This is a genomic window from Pseudomonas floridensis (genome assembly GCF_002087235.1).
GTDB classification, from domain to species: domain Bacteria; phylum Pseudomonadota; class Gammaproteobacteria; order Pseudomonadales; family Pseudomonadaceae; genus Aquipseudomonas; species Aquipseudomonas floridensis.
Window position 1 is genome coordinate 1 of sequence record NZ_MUIO01000002.1, and the last position, 17897, is coordinate 17897.

Here is a 17897-nt window from a genome sequence, read left to right on the forward strand (position 1 = left end):
TTGATCGGAGCATCCCTAGTGACGCTCATAGAAGCTGGATACCTTTAGATACAGGAGCATATCTTCTAATCTTCATAGTCGATTGTGAAAGCTAAGAGATAGATGGCTGCATGTCATTGAAAGTCGATAACCCAACATCTTCTAAATAACAGAAACCACATCGCTCAGCTTTCGATAAAGCTAACATATCACCTGGCCAAAATCATCGAGCGCACATTTTCTATGTGCTTTGAAATTTCATTCCGCTGTCGAGCATCTTCTCAGTTGATAGGAGTTTAAAATTATTCACAGTAAACTATTTTGGTAACCAACTGGTCGATCCAATCGAACCCTCACCCTCCCCCCACAGTCTCAACCCAGGCAACCCTGGAGGACAAAACGGATGATTTTCAACTCGCTGGTGTTTCTCGCCACGCTGATCGGCATGGAAGGCTTCGCGTTCCTGGCGCACAAGTACGTCATGCATGGCTGGGGCTGGGGCTGGCATCGTTCGCACCATGAACCCCGGACCGGCTGGTTCGAGAAAAACGATCTGTATGCGGTGGTTTTCGCGGGCGTTGCGATCGTGCTGATTGCATTGGGCACCGGAGGTTATCACCCGCTCGAATGGATCGGAGCCGGAATGACCGCCTATGGCTTGCTGTATTTCATTGCGCACGACGGTCTGGTGCATCGACGCTGGCCGTTCAGTTTCGTGCCTCGCACCGGTTATGCCAAACGTCTCTATCAGGCGCATCTGATGCATCACGCCGTGTCCGGCAAAGAGCGCTGCGTGTCGTTCGGCTTTCTGTATGCGCCCTCGGTTTCAAGGTTGAAGGCGCAGTTGCGGGAATTGCACGGCGGGCCGCTCAATAGACACGACGAGGACGTTGCCACAGGTCGATCGGACGCGCAGGATACCGTCTCCCGCGTGAAATAGACGCCCGCCATGCGCCCGTGATGACCAGCCGGATCTTGTCGGCTTTCGAGGTCGACTGGCGCAAGTCCCAGGCCTGCGCGCCTGCGTTCTTCACCTTCACACCAATTTCGCGGTACACCGAGCCTGCGGTCGCCACCGCCCAGGCGGAGCGCCACGGCAACGCCGCAAGTCCGGCCTGAGCGCTGGCGTAGAACGGTTCCGCCATGTCCACCAGCCGTCGGGCCAGCTCTGCCAGTTGCGGGCGATACTGGGGCTCGGCGAGTCGATCTCGTGGAATGGACAGTTCAGCCAGCCATTCGCCGGGCAGATAGCACCGTCCTACCGTTGCGTCTTCGACGATATCCCGGGCAATGTTGGTCAATTGAAACGCCATGCCCAGGTCGCAAGCGCGGTCGAGGGTTTTCTCATCACTCACGCTCATGACCTGCGCCATCATCAGACCGACCACACCGGCAACGTGATAGCAGTATTCGAGCGTGTCTTCGATGCCACGGTAGTCCCGCTGCTCCACGTCCATCGCAAACCCGGCCAGATGGTCCAGCGCATAATCCTGGCGAATGCCGTGTCGATACACGACATCCCTGAACGCCGCGAAGGCCGGGGCCTTGGGCGGCAAACCGGCATAGATGTCATGGGTCTGAGCGATAAGGTCCGCCAGCCGTGCACGCACTTCGGTCTGCGACACGACCGTGGCCGCGTGCCCGGCTTCCTGACCATCGATGACGTCATCACAGTGACGACACCACGCGTAGAGCATCACGGCGCTGCGCCGTGTAGACGGATCGAACAACCTGGATGCTGCGGCAAAACTTTTCGAACCTACAGCGATGCTGTGTAACGCGTGCTCGACCAGTTGTTGATCGTTTGTATCCGGTGAAGTCATGCGTGGACGCCCTCCAGCATCAAGCCCGCAGTGGCCTTGGCCGAACCGATCACGCCTGGCACGCCAGCGCCCGGATGAGTTCCGGCTCCGACCAGATACACGTTGGCCAGATTCGCGTCGCGGTTATGCGGGCGAAACCAGGCGCTCTGTTGCAGTACCGGCTCCAGCGAGAACGCCGAACCCAGATGCGCGTTCAGTTCGTCGCGGAAATCATTCGGTGTGAAGATCCGGCTGGTGACCAGGTCCTCACGCAGTCCTGGCATGTAGTATTTTTCCAGGTAGGCAAAAATCCGGTCCCGGTAACGAGGGCCTTCGATGTCCCAGTCGATGGGCGCATTGCCCAGATGCGGTACCGGCGACAGTACGTAGTGACTGGAGCAGCCCGGCGGCGCCAGGCTTGGATCAGTGATGCAGGGTGCGTGCAGATACAGCGAAAAGTCTTCGGCCAGCGTGTCGCCCTTGAAGATTTCCTGAATCAGCTCGCGGTAGCGCGGGCCGAAACACACAGTATGGTGCTGTAACTGGGGCTGCGGTCGCTTGAGGCCAAAGTGAATCACGAACAGCGAGTTGCTGAAACGCTTGCCCTTGAGGCGAGCGCCCTCCTTCACCCCGCGTGGATATTCTCCCAGCAGGTCGGCGTAGGTGTGCACCACGTCAGCATTGGACGCCACGCAGTCGGCATTCAGTACCCGACCATCGCGCAGCCTGACACCGGTGGCACGTGCGCCGCTGACTTCGATGCTGGCCACCTCGGCGTTCAACTCGATGCGTCCGCCGATGTCTTCGAAGAGCTTGACCAGCCCCTGCACCAACGCGCCGGTCCCGCCTTTGGGAAACCACACGCCCCACTGGCGTTCCAGTGCATGAATCAGCGTGTAGATTGACGAGGTGGCGAATGGGTTGCCGCCCACCAGCAGCGAATGGAACGAGAACGCCTGACGCAGCTTGTCGTTCTCGATGAACTGCGACACCTTGGAGTACACGCTGCGCCAGGCCTGCAGGCGCGCCAGTTGCGGGCCTGCCTGAACCATATCGCGAAACGACAGGAACGGCACCGCGCCCAGTTTCAGATAGCCTTCTTTGAACACCGCCCTGGAATAAGCCAGAAACTGCTGGTAGCCCGCAACGTCCTTGAGATTGAGCGCGCCGATCTGGCGATCCAGCGACGCCTGATCGTTGGCGTAGTCGAACTGCGTGCCGTCTTCCCAGCACAGCCGGTAGAACGGTGAGACGGGCAGCATGTCGACATAATCGCTGATCGACTTGCCCGCTGCGGTAAACAGCTCTTCGATGGCCGACGGGTCGGTGATCACCGTGGGGCCTGCATCAAAGGTGAATCCCTGATCCTGATAGACATAGGCCCTGCCGCCCGGCTTGTCGCGCTTCTCGAGCAAAGTGGTCTGCACACCGGCCGCCTGGAGGCGGATCGCCAGTGCCAGGCCACCGAAACCGGCGCCAATCACAACGGCGTTTTTTGCTGGGGTCATAGAGAGTTCTCGTAATGTCTGGGCAGATAACGTACAGCGGCGCGCATGGCTTCAGCGACCGGTACGGGCGGTTTGCCGACCAGCACCCTGAGCTTGTCGCGGGCCAGTGTTTCGCCTGCGTAAAAGCGACTGATCAGGTTGTCGGGCAAGCCGTAAAAACGTTGCATGACGCGCCAGCGGTCTTGCGGCCGTCCGGCGAGAAACAACATCCGGTTGAGCAAACGATAGAAACCCTGGCGTTGCCATTGCGTGCGGGCAAACGTACGTATGCCCTGCGCCAGCGAATCGGCTTCAAGGTCATGCTGCTCGGCGATCCATTCAGCCAGACGTACTGCCTGGGGCAATGAATAACCGGTGGTGCAATGGAACAGACCGGCCCGCAGACCGGAACGCGGCTGGCCTGGCTGCTCGCGCCAGAACGCGTCGAAGTCGCCAGCCAGGGTAATCGGCAATATGCCCTGCTCTTCGCGCAGGCATGCCTTGATCGCCCAGCCGTGCGCATGCGCGTAGTCGGCAATGTGCTGACGAAGCTGGTCGGCTGACAACGATTGCCGGTCGACGTAATGGGTGTCTTCAATCAGCAACGTATCAGCGGAAAACGGCAGCACGTAAACGAAACGATAGCCGTCTGCCTGAGCGACCCGGGCGTCCATGATGATCGGCATGTCTAGCCCGTGCGGTTGCTTCAACTGTAACAACTGGCCCAGAAAGGCCTGCTGCCCGAGCACCAGATGCGCGCTGGGCTGCATGCCGCGCCCATCGATCACGGCACCCGCCTGTAGCCTGTCACCGTTGTCGAGCAGCACCGAACGAGGGTTGACCTCGGCAATGCGCTGCCCGACGAGCAGACTGTCACCCAGCGCCGGTTCGATGACCTGCGCAAAGCGTTCCGAGGTGATACTGGCATAGCCGCTCTCAAGAAGCCGCGAACGCTGCGGAAAATAGACGTCGTAGGCAGGCCAGCTTTTGACCACCAGCGGACGCAGCCACTGATGCTGCTGAAAGCTCAGGTCGCCATCATGAAAGGACCAGGTATGGTTGCCGCCCAGAGTCGGCTGTTCTTCGACACACAGGATTCTCAACTCGGGACGCCGTTGTTTCAGCCGCCAGGCGATGAGGCCGTTCGCCAGGCCGCCACCAGCCAGAATCAAGTCATAGTGCATGAACGCCCCCTGCGAACACCGGCTGGCGAGTGCGCACCACCTCTTCGACGATGTCGGCGGCCCTGAATGTGCCGCCGGCCGCGTCCAGTTGCGCGGCCACCTGTCGCAATGGTTTGTCCGAATGAACCAGCAGATGCTCGAGTCGGGTTCGGATCTTTTCCGCACGGGCACGACGGTTCAGTTGCTTGCCGAGTCGGTGGTAACAGACCCTGGCCGCCACGCCGGGCTGATCGAAGGCGATCGGCATGACCAGCATCGGGGTGCAGGCGGCAATCGCATCCATCACGGTATTCAGTCCGCCGTGAGTGATCACGACATCGGCCTGCTCCAGCACCCACTGCTGAGGCGCGAAGGCCGTGACCCAGACATCACCCATTTCGCGAAGAACCTGCTCCTGAGCCGCATCGAGTCTGCCGCAGTGAGCGATGAGCAATTGCGCATTCAGCTTCTGACAGGCGATCACCATCTGTTTGAACATACCCAGACGCCCGCCCTGCATCGTCCCCAGACTGGCAAAGATAAATGGCCTCTTCGGGTCAATGGGCCATTCACCCTGAGTGTGCTTCACCACCGTGCGTAAAGGGCCGACTGCATGAAAATGCGCTGGACGGTTTTCCCGCGGAAAGTCGAAGCCATCCACGGTCTGGCTGATCTGCGCGAACGGCGACAGGTATTCGTGCATGCCGTCACGCGGCGTCACCCCCAATCGCTGCGACGCCTTATGCAGAACTTTGCTCAGCGGTCGCATCAGCCAGTCGTAGATGCGCGTGCTGGTCTCGTAAAGCCGCTTGCTGCGCGGGTCGGTGCCAAACGCGAAGGGCATCACCGGCAGGGGCAGGTGTGGCTCGCGATTGATCGGCAAGGCGCAGGCGACGGAAACGAATGGCAAACCAAGCGCTTCAGCTACCAGACCGCCGCCCGCTTCCATCTGATCGCAGACCAACGCGTCGATGGCCTCATGCGCCAGCGCTGCCGGCAGCTCCGCACAGAACATGTCCGTGGTGGCACTCAGATCACGGATCACCCGCCGCAGGCCAAACGGGCTGTTGGGCGCGGCGGCGCGGCGTAGCGCGGCGGCCAGGCTACCGACCGGGTGGCTGATAGCGCCCAGCGGATAGAAGCGGATGCGTGGATCGGTCAACCAGTGCCGGGCATCGGCCTGATGGAAAAACGTCACCGTGTGACCCCGCCGAATCAGCTCCAGCGACAACGCCTGTAGCGCTTGAAAGTGACTGTAAAACGCAGGTGCGACAACACCGAAATGACTCATGATCGAGGCTCGCCTTGCTGAATTTCACTCGACCCGGAAAGAGTGATGAGTCGTGCCTTGCGTAATGTGGCCAGATTCTGTGATCCAGTGCAGAAACACACGATGCGCAATTGCCGGATTACTGTTTCAAAATGTTCGACAACAGCCGCTTCCGACTCCAGCGCCTGATGCAGCACCCCGGCCGCCTGCCCTACCAGGTCTGCGCCCAACCGAATGGCCTTGGCGGCGTCTATACCGTTACGAATACCGCCAGAGGCAATCAACGGCGTGTGCGGCAGTGCCTGGCGTACGCTGACCAGACTCTCCGCAGTCGGAATACCCCAGTCGGCAAACGCCATCGCGACGTCACGGTCCGCAGCACGGCTCGCGCGCTGGCCCTCGACCGCCGCCCAACTTGTTCCGCCCTTGCCCGCCACATCGAGCACTTGCACGCCAGAGGCGACCAGCACCTGAGCCACTGAAGCGGACAGCCCGGCTCCGACTTCCTTGACGATGACCGGCACACCGACCTGCTCGACGGTGCGCGCAATAGCCTCCACGACACCCCGCCAATCCTTGTCACCTTCGGCCTGCACGGCTTCCTGCAACGGATTGAGGTGAATGATCAGCGCGTTGGCCTGTAAGGCATCCACTGCGCGCCGTGCCAGATCCAGACCGTCCGGCTCCAGCAACTGTGCCGCGCCGATGTTGCTCAGCAACGGTATATCGGGCGCCAGGCGTCTCAGCTCACGGGTCAGGCCCTGATCGTTGGGGCTGCGCAACCCCACACGCTGGGAGCCGACGCCCATGGCGATCCCCAACTGCTGCGCTGCCTGCGCCAGATGCCGATTGATCGCGGCCGAACGTTGCGCGCCGCCAGTCATCGAGCTGATCAACAACGGCGCGCGCAGCGGTATGCCAAGCAGGCGGCTGCTTAAATCGATATCGGCCAGGTTCAGTTCCGGCAACGCGCAATGCTCGAAACGCAGGGCATCAAAGCCCGCTCCAGAGCCTGCGCTGCGCTGTTCGAGCACGATGTCAAGATGATCATCCTTGCGTCGGCTCAAGTCGCTTTTGTCCATGACGGCTCCGTTTTAGCTGGATCATTTTTCCGTGCGTGTGGTCTCTAGATTCTTGAGGCACTCAGGAGCGAAGGTCGTTCCGTTTGTTTGAAAGACGGGAAAAGAGCCTGAGACAAGACAGCCGGGACTGCCGAGCCTATATAGCCAGAGTAGAAGCGATGACAAAAATGGAAATGGACGCCTCCCTCGACAGCGAGTTGATCGAGTATCTGGCAAAAATGCGTCAACAGATCGAGCGACGTCTGGACGAATTACTGCCAGAAGACGGTAACGAACGCGATCTGGTCGCACTGGCGATGCGCGAGGGGACGCTGGCACCCGGCAAGCGCGTTCGGCCGATGCTGCTGATGCTCGCCGCCGAAGGTCTGGGGCATTCCGGGCGCCATGCACTGGATCTGGGCTGTGCCGTGGAAATGATCCACGCAGCATCGCTGGTGCTCGATGACATGCCGTGCATGGACGATGCGCGACTGCGACGCGGACGCCCCACCGTGCACCTGAAGTTTGGGCAGGACGTGGCTATTCTTGCCGCAATCGCGCTGCTGAGCCGTGCGTTCGGCGTGGTCGCGGCAATCCATGAGGTGCCGCCGGCCATACGCACCCGGATCGTCGAAATCATGGCCGATACCGTGGGCATGCAGGGCCTGGTGCGTGGTCAGTATCAGGATTTGCGCGACGGCCAGCGCAGTCGCGACGCTGAAGAGATCGCCCAGACCAACCGCCTGAAAACCGGGGTGCTGTTCGGCGCAATCATGGACATGGCCTGGCTGATCAGCAGCGCCGATGAGCGGGTACGAACGGCACTGCAGGGTTTTGCCTGCGAGCTGGGCCAGGCATTCCAGCTCTACGACGATCTGCAGGACAACGCCGTTGATAACGCCAAGGATCAAGGCAAGGACAAAGGAAAATCAACGCTGGTCGCGTTGTATGGCGAACAGAAAGTCGCGGACCAGTTGCATTCCCATCTGGCTGCAGCGGAAAACTACCTCGTCCAGGCCTACGGCAGTGCGCAGACCATCAGCGACTACCTGCGGCTCATCTTTCTCAAGGCTGTGCAGCGCTGATTGCCGGGGTCGCTGCCATCACCCGGTTGCGCCCTTGCTCCTTGCCTTGATAGAGCAAGGCGTCGGCCCGGTTCAGGGCCTCCTGGAACGCTTCGCCAGGATCAACCTTCGCGACTGACAGCGTCGCAGTAACCTTAAGCTTTCGGGTGTCAATCCGCCCGGCCTCCTGACCGATACGCAGCCAGATACGCTCCGCCACTCGCTGCGCATCGGCGGTCGAGGTGTCAGGCATCAGCACCAGAAACTCCTCACCGCCCCAACGCGCCGCCATATCGCCGCTACGCACGCTGGAACTGATTACGGCGGCCACCCGTTGAAGGATCAGGTCGCCCGACTCGTGGCCATGAACATCGTTGATTTGTTTGAAGTGATCGATATCCAGCAGGATCAGCGAGGCTGAGAGCCCTTGTCGCTGCGCCTCCATCTGCCGCACCCGGTGCAGTATTCGACGGCGGGTATACAGATTGGTCAGGCTGTCTCTGTTGGCAATATGAAACAGGCTCAGTTGCATGGCCGAGGTAAAACGTACCGACAAGGCCGTCGCGTAAATCGATAACGAGGTTGCCGTCAGCACGTTGACAATGCCAAAGGCATCGAGCACTTCTCTGCTGAGTCCTGAGGTCAACCCCATGTACCGGCGAAAGGTGAAGCAACCGACGGCTGCAAACAAGACCGCCAGGCTGTAGGCAACCCGCCTGAATGTGGCCAACTGGAACGTGAAGGCAATGATCGGCACCACGCAGAACAGATAGAAACTGAAGTTGCTGTCCCAGCCCAGTATCCACGTTGCCAAAATGGCATGGCCGATGATTTCCAGACTCATCAGTTGCCCCGCCTGCCGGTAGCGCCGACCGCGAATCAGGTACAGGCAGTTGATGTAAATCAGGGTGCTGAGGAAATTGGCGGCCCATAGAACCGGCACGTCCAGCACAATGAACAACCCGAACAGGATGAAATGGATCAGAAGCGCGACATACACGATGGGGATGATGTGCTTCCAGAACTGCACAGCAGTTTCCTTGAACAGCTGGGAACGGTCATCGGCGGAGAGAATCATCACGTTATCTCGAAATTGCAGGTTGAATGCGCCTGCCAGGCGAGAGGCACGATTCATGATGTGTTGTCGGCATGAACCGGCTCCGCTTGATGCGTCGCACGACAATAAATGTCGTCACAACCGGACCGAACAGGATTCGTTTGAAGGCACAACTCGCGGAAAGTGCCGGCATTGAGCTATTGAGTAGCAAGAATGCTTTCAAACGCAGGGCCAGGGACGTCGCCGACATGCCCCACAAGGGCCAAACACTGCTTTAATGGAAACCGTCTCGTCAGCCCGCCGCCATGCAGCGGATGGTCCCGAATCAAGCGAAAGGAAGGGTACGGATGGAACGTCTCACCGCGAAAGACTTTGCCCCAGAACTGCTCGAGCTTTATGACTATTACGCCCATGGCCACATCAACCGGCGCGAGTTTCTCGATCGCGCGGCGGTGTTCACGCTGGGTGGTCTGACCGCAAGCGCCCTGCTGGCTTCACTGAGTCCCGACTACGCGCTGGCCGAGCAAGTGGCATTCACCGATCCGGACATCGTTGCCGAATACGTTTTGTACCCCTCGCCCCAAGGGCACGGTCAGGTTCGCGGTTATCTGGTGCGTCCGGCCAAGGTCACCGGCAAGGTGCCGGCCATCGTCGTGGCGCACGAGAACCGCGGCTTGAACCCTTACATTGAAGACGTTGCCCGACGCGTGGCCAAGGCCGGCTTCATTGCCTTGGCACCGGACGGGCTGTCATCGGTGGGCGGCTACCCCGGCAACGACGACAAAGGCCGCGAGCTTCAGCAGACGGTCAACCCCGAGAAACTCATGAATGACTTTTTCGCCGCCATCGAATGGCTGATGAAACACGACGCCACCACCGGCAAGGTCGGTATCACCGGTTTCTGTTACGCCGGTGGCGTGGCGAACGCCGCCGCCGTGGCCTACCCGGAGTTGGGCGCTGCCGTGTCGTTCTACGGGCGTCAGCCGAAAGCCGAAGACGTTGCGAAGATCAAGGCTGCGGTCATGATTCACTATGGCGAACTGGACACCCGGATCAACGAAGGCTGGCCGGCTTATGAGCAAGCACTGAAGGCGGCGGGCACGACCTACGAAACCTTCACCTATCCGGGCGCCAACCACGGTTTCCATAATGACTCCACCCCGCGCTATGACGAGGCCGCCGCAAAGCTGGCCTGGGATCGAACGCTGGGGTGGTTCAGGAAATACCTGGTCTAACCTTGTTTCACTGAGCGGCGCGCAGCCGCTCCAACAGCACCTGCAACGGGTGCTGCACCACCTTGCCATCCTGACGTTTGACCTGGCTGCGGCACGAGTAACCGTCGGCGACCAGGCGGCCATCACCGCCATGGCGGGCCACCAGCGGCTGCCAGGACTGGCTGTAGATGGTCTCACTGGTCTTGACGTTGCGCGCCTCATGACCATAAGTGCCGGACATGCCGCAGCAGCCGCTGGCCAGCACTTGCAGGGTCAGACCGCTGCGAGCGAACGCCTTCTGCCACAGACCGACACTGGCCGGTTCGTTGGTTTTCTCGGTGCAGTGCGGCAGGAAGTAGTACGTTTCGGCCGACGCTTGCGAGCCGTCCTCTGCCAGGGCCGAAGCCAGCCATTCCTGAGGCAGCATCACGCTCGGTGCCTGCTCGCTGCCCAGCGTCTTGCTGTATTCCTGGCGATAGACCAGCGTCATCGCCGGGTCCAGGCCGATCAGCGGGATACCGCAGTCCTGAAGTTTGCGCAGCGAGCGACTGTTGAACGCTGCCGCTTTTTCAAAGGCGGCCATGAAACCCTGAACCTGCAAGGGCTTACCGTTGGGCGCGAACGGCGCCAGATAAACCTGATAACCCATGCGCGAGATCAGTTCCAGCCAGTCGGCCGCCAGTGGGGTCTCGAAGTAGCGGGTGAACGCATCCTGCACCAGCACCACGGTACGCTGGCGTTGCTGTTCGGTCAGCGCTGCCAGCCGCTCAGGCGTGGCGATGCCGACGTTCCAGCGTGCACAGGCGGCACGCAAGTCGGTCAGGCTCAGCAGCGGACTGTCAACCATTCCGGCCACGTGCTCAAGCAGATAGCGCACCGGTGTTGCGCCCATGACGGCGTTGTAGAGTCTGGGAAAACGCGCCAGATACGGAATGCTGAATTCCAGCGAGCCGATCAGGTAATCCTTGAGCGGCCTTAGATACCGGCTGTGGTAAAGCTCCAGAAACCGCGAGCGAAACTCGGGCACATTGACCTTTACCGGACATTGCCCCGCGCAGGATTTGCACGCCAGACAACCGGCCATGGCGTCATAGACCTCATGGGAAAAATCCTTCTGCCCGGCAACCCGGGCCACGCTGTTGACCGTGCGCTCGGCCAGGCTCTTGAGCACATTGGCGGTGCGCGCCCTGGCGCTGGAGGTCAAGACGTTCACGTCCTGTTCGCCCTGCAGACGCAGCCATTCGCGCACCAGTGAGGCCCGCCCCTTGGGTGAATGCACGCGATCACGGGTGGCTTTCCAGGACGGGCACATCGCGTCGTCCGGGTCATAGTTGTAACAGGCGCCGTTGCCGTTGCAATGCAAAGCGCTGTCGTAACTCTGCCAGACGCGCTCATCAATAGTGCGGTCCAGATCCCCGCGCAGCGTCACCTCATCCACTCGTGTGAGCCGTGCTTCAGGCACAGTCGCAGGCGTGGCGATCTTGCCTGGATTGAGCTGATTGAACGGGTCGCAGGCGGCCTTGAGCGCCTGTAGCGCCGGGTACAACTCGCCGAAATATTCAGGCACGTACTGCGAACGCAGGCCCTTACCGTGCTCACCCCAGAGCAGCCCGCCATAACGCTTGGTCAGTGCGGCGACGGCATCGGAAATCGGACGGATCAAGGCAGCCTGCGCCTTGTCTTTCATGTCCAGAATCGGCCGCACGTGCAGGACGCCTGCGTCCACATGGCCAAACATGCCGTACTGCAGACCGTAACTGTCCAGCAGCGCACGAAACTCTTGAATGTAATCGGCAAGGTTTTCCGGTGGTACTGCCGTGTCCTCCACGAACGGTTGCGGACGCGCTTCACCCTTGACGTTGCCCAGCAGGCCGACCGAGCGCTTGCGCATGGCGTACACACGGTTGACTGCGGCGCTGCCGGTTGCCAGCGTGTGGCCAAGGCGCACGACCGAGGTATCGGTCTGCAAATGTTCGATGAAGGCATGAACCCGCTGCTCGACCTCGTTCAATTCGTCGCCGCTGAACTCGATCAGGTTGATCCCCAGCGTCGGGGTGGCCGGATCCTGCGGGAAATATTCGGCCACGCCATGCCAGACGATGTCCTGCATCGCCAGCATCAGCACTTTGGAGTCCACCGTTTCGATGGACAGCGGCTGGTGCGCCATCAACGCCTTGGCGTCGCGCAAGGCGTCCATGAAACCGGCGTAGCGAACGTTGACCAGGATCGAGTGGGTGGGAATCGGCAGCACATTCAGCCGGGCTTCGACGATGAACCCCAGCGAGCCTTCCGAGCCGCACAGAACGCTGTTGAGGTTGAAACGCCCGTCATCCTCACGCAGGTGCGCCAGGTCATACCCGGTCAGACAGCGGTTGAGGCGCGGGAAGATGTCCTCGATCAGTTGCGACTGGGTGTCGGCAATCTGTCGGGCCGTGCGATACACATCACCCGCCCGGTCGACGCGGGCCTGCTCGCTTGCCAACTGTTCGTCGTTCATGGCCCGGGTGTGCACGTACGAACCGCCCAGCAGTACGGTCGACAGTTCAAGCACGTGATCACGTGTCTTGCCGTAAGTGCAACTGCCCTGCCCGCTGGCGTCGGTGTTGATCATGCCGCCGATGGTTGCGCGGTTGGAGGTCGACAGTTCCGGCGCGAAAAACAGCCCGTGCGGTTTGAGCGCGGCGTTGAGCTGATCCTTGACCACCCCGGTCTGCACCCGCACCCAGCGCTCCTCGACGTTGATCTCGAGGATCGCATTCATGTGCCGCGACAGGTCAACCACCACGCCATCGGTCAGCGACTGGCCGTTGGTGCCGGTGCCCCCGCCACGCGGGGTCAAAACCACCTGTCTGTGCTCGGGCCGTGCCGCCAGTCGCGCAACGATGGCCACGTCATGGTCATCCATCGGAAAGACCGCCGCCTGCGGCAGACGCTGGTAGATAGAGTTGTCGGTCGCCAGCACGGTGCGCGATCCAAGGTCCCTGGCGATCTCCCCGCGAAAACCGCCCTCGGCCAGGGCGTTGAGGAAGCGGTCGTAATGGCTGACCTGTGCGGACGTCGGATTCAACAGCGCAATCATGGTGGTTTTCCTGACGGGGTAGGCTTTTTATATGCAGAGCACGTATGCTTCGCTTGGTTTGCAAGCGTGGCATTATCAACGGTAAGCATGATTCTCCGGCCTGCGAAGCCTCAGCGCAAACGTAAAACCTGCCGTTTTTCCATGAGCTTTATGAATGAATCCCAGAAGACTGACGCCCTCGATGTCGTTGTTGATCGCTTTCGAGGCAGCAGCACGGCACGGCAGTTTCACCAAGGCCGCTGAAGAGCTGGCCCTGACCCAGAGCGCCGTTAGCCGTCAGGTACAAGCGCTGGAGGCTCAGCTAGAAGTCGAGCTGTTCAAGCGCGATGGCCGTCGTATCGAGCTGACCACCGCAGGCGCGCTTTACCAGCATGAGTTGGCCGCTGCACTGGGTCGCATCCGCAGCGCCACCCTGCAGACCATCGCTCACAAGGCTGAAGGCGGCACCCTGCATCTGGCCGTGCTGCCCACGTTTGGCTCGAAATGGCTGTTGCCGCGCATGAATGATTTCTACGCCAGGCATCCGGAGTATGTGGTGCATGTGCATTCACGCATTGTGCACGCTGACCTGACCCCGGCCGCCAGCGAAATGAACGCGATCATCTGCGCAGGCACCGGCAACTGGCCGGGCTATATCGCCCACCCGCTGGTCAGCGAAAAACTGGTGCTCATCGCCAGCCCCGGCGCACTGGCGGACTATGCCTCGCTGACGCCCGCTCAGGTTGCACAACACTCGCTGCTCAGCGTGGTATCGCGCCCCAACGCCTGGTCAGACTGGTTCGAGCGCAACGGGCTGGACCATCACATCATGCGCCCCGGCCCGAGTTTCGAACTCACGTCGCACCTGATTCAGGCCGTGGCAGCCGGTATCGGCATCGCGCTGGTGCCACGCATTCTGGTTCAGGACGAGATCGGCAACGGCGAACTGGTCACCCTGTTCGAACCGCTGGACAGCGGTCGCAATTATTATCTGGCCTACGCCACACGCTTTCAGAACCTGCCGTCGCTGTGCGTATTCAGGGACTGGTTGCTGTCCATTCCGTTTCCCGACAGCCTCTGACCCGGAGCTTTCATGCGCATCGAGCCGCTTCCACCGCTGCAGAACCTCATCGCGTTCGAGGCCACTGTCCGTCATGGCAGCTTTACGCGTGCCGCAGCCGAACTGCACCTAACGCAAAGTGCGATCAGTCGGCAAGTGGCGCAACTGGAAGAGTTTCTGGGCCGAGCGCTGTTTCGCCGCGAGCACAAACGCATTCACCTCACCGTTGCCGGGCAGATTTACGCTGAACAGATCCATCGTGTGTTGACGCTGTGCGCCGAAGCCACCGCGCAGGTCATCACTCACAGCGGCGAACAGCAACTGACGCTGGCCTGTTCCAGTGGTGTCGCGGCACTGTGGCTCGGGCCGTTGCTGGGGCGCTACCGCGAGCAGTTCCCGGCGGTCGATATTCGTCTGCGGGTCGTCGACGGGCTGGACTCACTGATCCGGGCCGAATTCGACCTGGCGCTGTATTTCCTGCGCGAAAGCTCGCCTGCCGGGCTGGACAGTCGGTTGCTGTTCGCCGAATCGGTCAACGCCTACTGCTCGCCCGCGTACCTCAACGGCCAAGTGCTTGAACCGGCGCAGTTGCTCGACCATTGCCTGTTGATGCTCGAAGACGGCCAGCGCCAGTGGTTGTCCTGGAATGACTGGTTCGGACGTCAAGGCGTCGATGCCTCGCTGATCCGCAAGCGCATGACGGTCAACCTGTACCCGGTGCTGGTCGATCTGGCGGTCGCCGGGCATGGCATCGTGCTGGGCTGGCAGCCGATGATCGATCGTCATGTTCAGTCCGGCGCACTGGTGCCGGCCTGCAACACCAGTGTCGGCGCGGTGGGTGGCTACTACCTGCTGACACCCGCTGGCAAGATGCCGAGGCGTGCGGCGCGGGCGTTCGAGAAGTGGCTGACGCAAGAAATCGCAGCGCAGGCATGATCCGCTGCATGCGTCTCGCGCATGCAAACCTGCGCAATGAGCGTTTTCTCAAAATCCGCCCACACCCTACTCTCAACCCTAACGGGCGCTAGACCTGATTCTGTTTCACCTTTCGACTCTGCCCCCTTTATCGATGCAGGGTTGTTCCCTGCGTGTATTGCATGCAGGAGCACAAAGTGAGCACAGCACAACAATCCCTCACGCAGCCTCACAACCAACAGGCACGCCGGGCTATCACAGCCACGGTCATCGGCAACGGTCTGGAATGGTTCGACTTCACGGTCTACAGCTTCTTCTCGGTGATCATCGCCAAGGTATTCTTCCCGACCGGCAGCGAACTAACCTCCTACCTGCTAGCCCTGGCCACCTTTGGCGTAGGCTTCTTCATGCGGCCGGTGGGCGGCATCGTGCTGGGCATCTATGGCGACAAACGCGGGCGCAAAGCGGCCTTGTCGCTGACCATTCTGCTGATGGCACTGGGCACGCTGATCATTGCCCTGACGCCGGGCTTCGCGCAGATCGGCTACCTGGCACCGGTGCTGATCGTGTTGGCGCGTCTGCTTCAGGGCTTTTCCGCAGGCGGTGAGATGGGCAGCGCCACGGCGTTTTTGACCGAACATGCTCCGGCAGGCAGAAAAGCGTTCTATTCCAGCTGGATTCAGGCCAGCATCGGCGTCGCGGTGCTGCTGGGTTCTGCGCTCGGCGCGCTGCTGTCCAGCTACCTGACACAGGCGCAACTGGAAAGCTGGGGCTGGCGCGTACCCTTTCTGATCGGCACGCTGATCGGCCCGGTGGGCTTTTATATTCGCAGCCGGGTAGACGAAACGCCGGCCTACGCTGCCAGCAATCCGGTCGATTCGCCTCTGCGTGAAGTGATCAAGAGCTATCCACGCCAGACCCTGATCAGCTTTTCACTGGTGGTGCTCTGGACCGTCTGTACCTACGCCATTCTGTTTTACATCCCCTCCTATGCCCAGCGTGTACTGGGTTTGCCATCGTGGATGGGGTTCAGCGCCGGCATGATGGGTGGCGCGGTCCTGATCATCGCCACACCGCTGGTCGGCGCCATGGCGGATCGCAGCGGCAATCGCTCGTGGCTGCTGGGCTCGGCCATCGCCATCTTCTTCAGTGCCTACCCGATGTTCCTGTTCATCAATCAGATGCCAGGGCTGTTTTCACTGCTGGTGTTCGAGCTGGTGCTCGGCCTGCTGATTTCCGGTTACATCGGCTCGATCCTCGCGGCGTTCGGCGAGTTGTTGCCCACCCATGTGCTGTCCACCGGACTGTCGGTGGCCTACAACTTTGCCGTGACCATTTTCGGCGGCTTCGCCACGTTCACCATCACCTGGCTAATTGCCTCGACCGGCAGCACGCTTGCTCCGGCCTTCTACATCATGTTCGCCGCGATCATCAGCGGCATTGGCGCGATGCTTTATCGCGACCGGGCACCGGCTGTCCATCGCCCACTGACTGGAGCTTTTCAATGAGTACTGCTGAATCTTCACGCCTGATCCTGCGCAACGGTCGCCTGCTGGACCTGCACCAAGGCCGCTTGATAGCGGGCCAGGACATCGTGATCGAAGGCGAACGCATCGTCGATGTGCGCCCGACGGGCGAACCGGCCGGTCCGGATGATCAGGTGATCGATCTGGACGGCAAAACCCTGATGCCGGGGCTGATCGATTGCCATGTGCATGTTCTGGCATCCAACGCCAACCTGGGTATGAACGCGCTGCAACCCAATGCGATCATCATGTATCGTGCGCTGCCGATTCTGTCGGCCATGCTCGACCGTGGTTTCACCACCGTGCGCGATGCAGGAGGTGCCGACTGGGCACTGGCCCGCTCCATCCAGTTGGGGCTGATCCCGGGACCGAGGATTTTCGCCTCGGGCAAGGCGCTGTCGCAGACCGGCGGGCATGGAGACATGCGTGCGCGTGGCGAGTTGCTGCTCAATGAACCCTGCTCGTGCTGCTTTCGCGCTGGCGCCATCGCCCGAGTGGTGGACGGCGTTGACAATGTGCGGCTGGCGGTGCGCGAAGAGCTGCAGCAAGGTGCCAACCAGATCAAGATCATGGCCTCGGGCGGCGTTTCTTCACCGACCGACCCGATTGCCAACACCCAGTACAGCGAGGCCGAGATTCGGGCAATTGTCGACGAGGCCGCCGCCGCCAACACCTACGTCATGGCACATGCCTATACGGCACGTGCGATTCGCCGGGCCATCGAGTGCGGCGTGCGCACCATCGAACACGGCAACCTGGTGGACGCTGACACCGCCCGGTTGATGGCCGAGAAAGGTGCGTTTGCGGTCCCGACCCAAGTCACCTACGAGATGCTGGCCGAATACGGCGAACGCTTCGGGCTGCCCGCCGACTCGGTCGCCAAGATCGAAGACGTGCGTCAGGCCGGGCGCAACGCCCTGCTACTGTTCGCCGAAGCGGGTGTGCCGATGGGCTACGGCTCGGACCTGCTGGGTGAAATGCATGAGTACCAGACCCACGAACTGAAAATCCGCGCCGAGCTGCTCGGCAACCTGGCAGCGCTGCGCAGCGCGACCACCGTGGCGGCGCAGATTCTGCAGTGCGAGGGTGAACTGGGCTGCATCGCCAAGGGTGCATTGGCCGACGTACTCGTGGTGGATGGCGATCCGCTGACCGATATCGACTGCCTCGTCGGCCAGGGCGAACGGCTGGCGATGATCGTCCAGGGCGGCCGTGTTCGCAAGAACACCCTGAACTGAGCC

The 17897-nt window shown here is 60.9% G+C and carries 14 protein-coding genes; 7 read left to right on the forward strand and 7 right to left on the reverse strand.

Features of this window, described 5'->3' with window-relative positions; all coding sequences use genetic code 11:
- Positions 1 to 382: 382 nt before the first annotated feature.
- Positions 383 to 919: a sterol desaturase family protein gene (locus BZK31_RS00165; protein WP_083180700.1), complete on the forward strand. Its 537-nt coding sequence runs from the start codon at positions 383 to 385 to the stop codon at positions 917 to 919.
- Here BZK31_RS00165 and BZK31_RS00170 read toward each other — a convergent pair.
- Genes BZK31_RS00170 through fni form a run of 5 tightly spaced genes read right to left on the reverse strand, consistent with a single transcriptional unit; the run spans position 849 to position 6783 of the window.
- A complete protein-coding gene (locus tag BZK31_RS00170; protein WP_083180701.1) occupies positions 849 to 1802 on the reverse strand; it encodes a phytoene/squalene synthase family protein in 954 nt (317 codons plus the stop codon). The genes BZK31_RS00165 and BZK31_RS00170 overlap by 71 nt on opposite strands.
- Positions 1799 to 3289: a phytoene desaturase gene (locus BZK31_RS00175; RefSeq protein ID WP_083180703.1), complete on the reverse strand. Its 1491-nt coding sequence runs from the start codon at positions 3287 to 3289 to the stop codon at positions 1799 to 1801. The genes BZK31_RS00170 and BZK31_RS00175 overlap by 4 nt, the downstream gene beginning before the upstream one ends.
- Entirely contained in the window at positions 3286 to 4452 is a 1167-nt protein-coding gene (crtY, locus tag BZK31_RS00180) for a lycopene beta-cyclase CrtY (protein ID WP_083180705.1), read from the reverse strand. The genes BZK31_RS00175 and crtY overlap by 4 nt, the downstream gene beginning before the upstream one ends.
- Entirely contained in the window at positions 4442 to 5722 is a 1281-nt protein-coding gene (locus BZK31_RS00185; RefSeq protein ID WP_083180707.1) for a glycosyltransferase, read from the reverse strand. The genes crtY and BZK31_RS00185 overlap by 11 nt, the downstream gene beginning before the upstream one ends.
- The gene (fni, locus tag BZK31_RS00190; RefSeq protein ID WP_083180709.1) at positions 5719 to 6783 is read right to left on the reverse strand and encodes a type 2 isopentenyl-diphosphate Delta-isomerase; all 1065 of its coding nucleotides are present in this window, start codon (positions 6781 to 6783) and stop codon (positions 5719 to 5721) included. The genes BZK31_RS00185 and fni overlap by 4 nt, the downstream gene beginning before the upstream one ends.
- A gap of 158 nt (positions 6784 to 6941) precedes the next feature.
- Between fni and BZK31_RS00195 the strand changes: the two genes are divergently transcribed.
- Entirely contained in the window at positions 6942 to 7847 is a 906-nt protein-coding gene (locus tag BZK31_RS00195; protein ID WP_244182614.1) for a polyprenyl synthetase family protein, read from the forward strand.
- Here BZK31_RS00195 and BZK31_RS00200 read toward each other — a convergent pair.
- Positions 7828 to 8904, reverse strand: a complete 1077-nt coding sequence (locus tag BZK31_RS00200) for a diguanylate cyclase (RefSeq protein ID WP_083180957.1) — start codon at positions 8902 to 8904, stop codon at positions 7828 to 7830. The two genes, BZK31_RS00195 and BZK31_RS00200, sit on opposite strands and share 20 nt — an antisense overlap.
- A 326-nt stretch (positions 8905 to 9230) precedes the next feature.
- Here BZK31_RS00200 and yghX point away from each other — a divergent pair, with 326 nt between their 5' ends.
- The gene (gene yghX / locus BZK31_RS00210) at positions 9231 to 10118 is read left to right on the forward strand and encodes a YghX family hydrolase (RefSeq protein WP_083180712.1); all 888 of its coding nucleotides are present in this window, start codon (positions 9231 to 9233) and stop codon (positions 10116 to 10118) included.
- 7 nt (positions 10119 to 10125) lie between these two features.
- On the opposite strand, the gene ydiJ is transcribed toward yghX, so the two are convergent.
- A complete protein-coding gene (gene ydiJ, locus BZK31_RS00215) occupies positions 10126 to 13176 on the reverse strand; it encodes a D-2-hydroxyglutarate dehydrogenase YdiJ (RefSeq protein ID WP_083180714.1) in 3051 nt (1016 codons plus the stop codon).
- Positions 13177 to 13330: 154 nt separating this feature from the next.
- Between ydiJ and BZK31_RS00220 the strand changes: the two genes are divergently transcribed.
- From BZK31_RS00220 to BZK31_RS00235, 4 genes are all read left to right on the forward strand, one after another.
- Positions 13331 to 14236: a LysR substrate-binding domain-containing protein gene (locus tag BZK31_RS00220; protein ID WP_083180716.1), complete on the forward strand. Its 906-nt coding sequence runs from the start codon at positions 13331 to 13333 to the stop codon at positions 14234 to 14236.
- Positions 14237 to 14248: 12 nt separating this feature from the next.
- Positions 14249 to 15151 (forward strand): LysR substrate-binding domain-containing protein, encoded by a 903-nt coding sequence (locus tag BZK31_RS00225; RefSeq protein WP_083180721.1) that lies wholly within the window; start codon positions 14249 to 14251, stop codon positions 15149 to 15151.
- A gap of 161 nt (positions 15152 to 15312) precedes the next feature.
- Positions 15313 to 16638 (forward strand): MFS transporter, encoded by a 1326-nt coding sequence (locus BZK31_RS00230; RefSeq protein ID WP_167377801.1) that lies wholly within the window; start codon positions 15313 to 15315, stop codon positions 16636 to 16638.
- Positions 16635 to 17894: a metal-dependent hydrolase family protein gene (locus tag BZK31_RS00235; RefSeq protein ID WP_083180723.1), complete on the forward strand. Its 1260-nt coding sequence runs from the start codon at positions 16635 to 16637 to the stop codon at positions 17892 to 17894. Before BZK31_RS00230 ends, BZK31_RS00235 begins: the two co-directional genes overlap by 4 nt.
- The last annotated feature ends 3 nt before the right edge of the window (positions 17895 to 17897 follow it).

Bases quoted from the DNA above. Each gene is read 5' to 3' on its own strand.
- BZK31_RS00200 (WP_083180957.1), bottom strand. From the start codon at position 8,904: ATGATTCTCTCCGCCGATGACCGTTCCCAGCTGTTCAAGGAAACTGCT.
- BZK31_RS00175 (WP_083180703.1), bottom strand. From the start codon at position 3,289: ATGACCCCAGCAAAAAACGCCGTTGTGATTGGCGCCGGTTTCGGTGGC.
- yghX (WP_083180712.1), top strand. From the start codon at position 9,231: ATGGAACGTCTCACCGCGAAAGACTTTGCCCCAGAACTGCTCGAGCTT.
- ydiJ (WP_083180714.1), bottom strand. From the start codon at position 13,176: ATGATTGCGCTGTTGAATCCGACGTCCGCACAGGTCAGCCATTACGAC.
- BZK31_RS00185 (WP_083180707.1), bottom strand. From the start codon at position 5,722: ATGAGTCATTTCGGTGTTGTCGCACCTGCGTTTTACAGTCACTTTCAA.
- BZK31_RS00225 (WP_083180721.1), top strand. From the start codon at position 14,249: ATGCGCATCGAGCCGCTTCCACCGCTGCAGAACCTCATCGCGTTCGAG.
- BZK31_RS00230 (WP_167377801.1), top strand. From the start codon at position 15,313: ATGCAGGAGCACAAAGTGAGCACAGCACAACAATCCCTCACGCAGCCT.
- BZK31_RS00170 (WP_083180701.1), bottom strand. From the start codon at position 1,802: ATGACTTCACCGGATACAAACGATCAACAACTGGTCGAGCACGCGTTA.
- BZK31_RS00220 (WP_083180716.1), top strand. From the start codon at position 13,331: ATGAATCCCAGAAGACTGACGCCCTCGATGTCGTTGTTGATCGCTTTC.
- crtY (WP_083180705.1), bottom strand. From the start codon at position 4,452: ATGCACTATGACTTGATTCTGGCTGGTGGCGGCCTGGCGAACGGCCTC.
- BZK31_RS00195 (WP_244182614.1), top strand. From the start codon at position 6,942: ATGACAAAAATGGAAATGGACGCCTCCCTCGACAGCGAGTTGATCGAG.
- BZK31_RS00235 (WP_083180723.1), top strand. From the start codon at position 16,635: ATGAGTACTGCTGAATCTTCACGCCTGATCCTGCGCAACGGTCGCCTG.
- fni (WP_083180709.1), bottom strand. From the start codon at position 6,783: ATGGACAAAAGCGACTTGAGCCGACGCAAGGATGATCATCTTGACATC.
- BZK31_RS00165 (WP_083180700.1), top strand. From the start codon at position 383: ATGATTTTCAACTCGCTGGTGTTTCTCGCCACGCTGATCGGCATGGAA.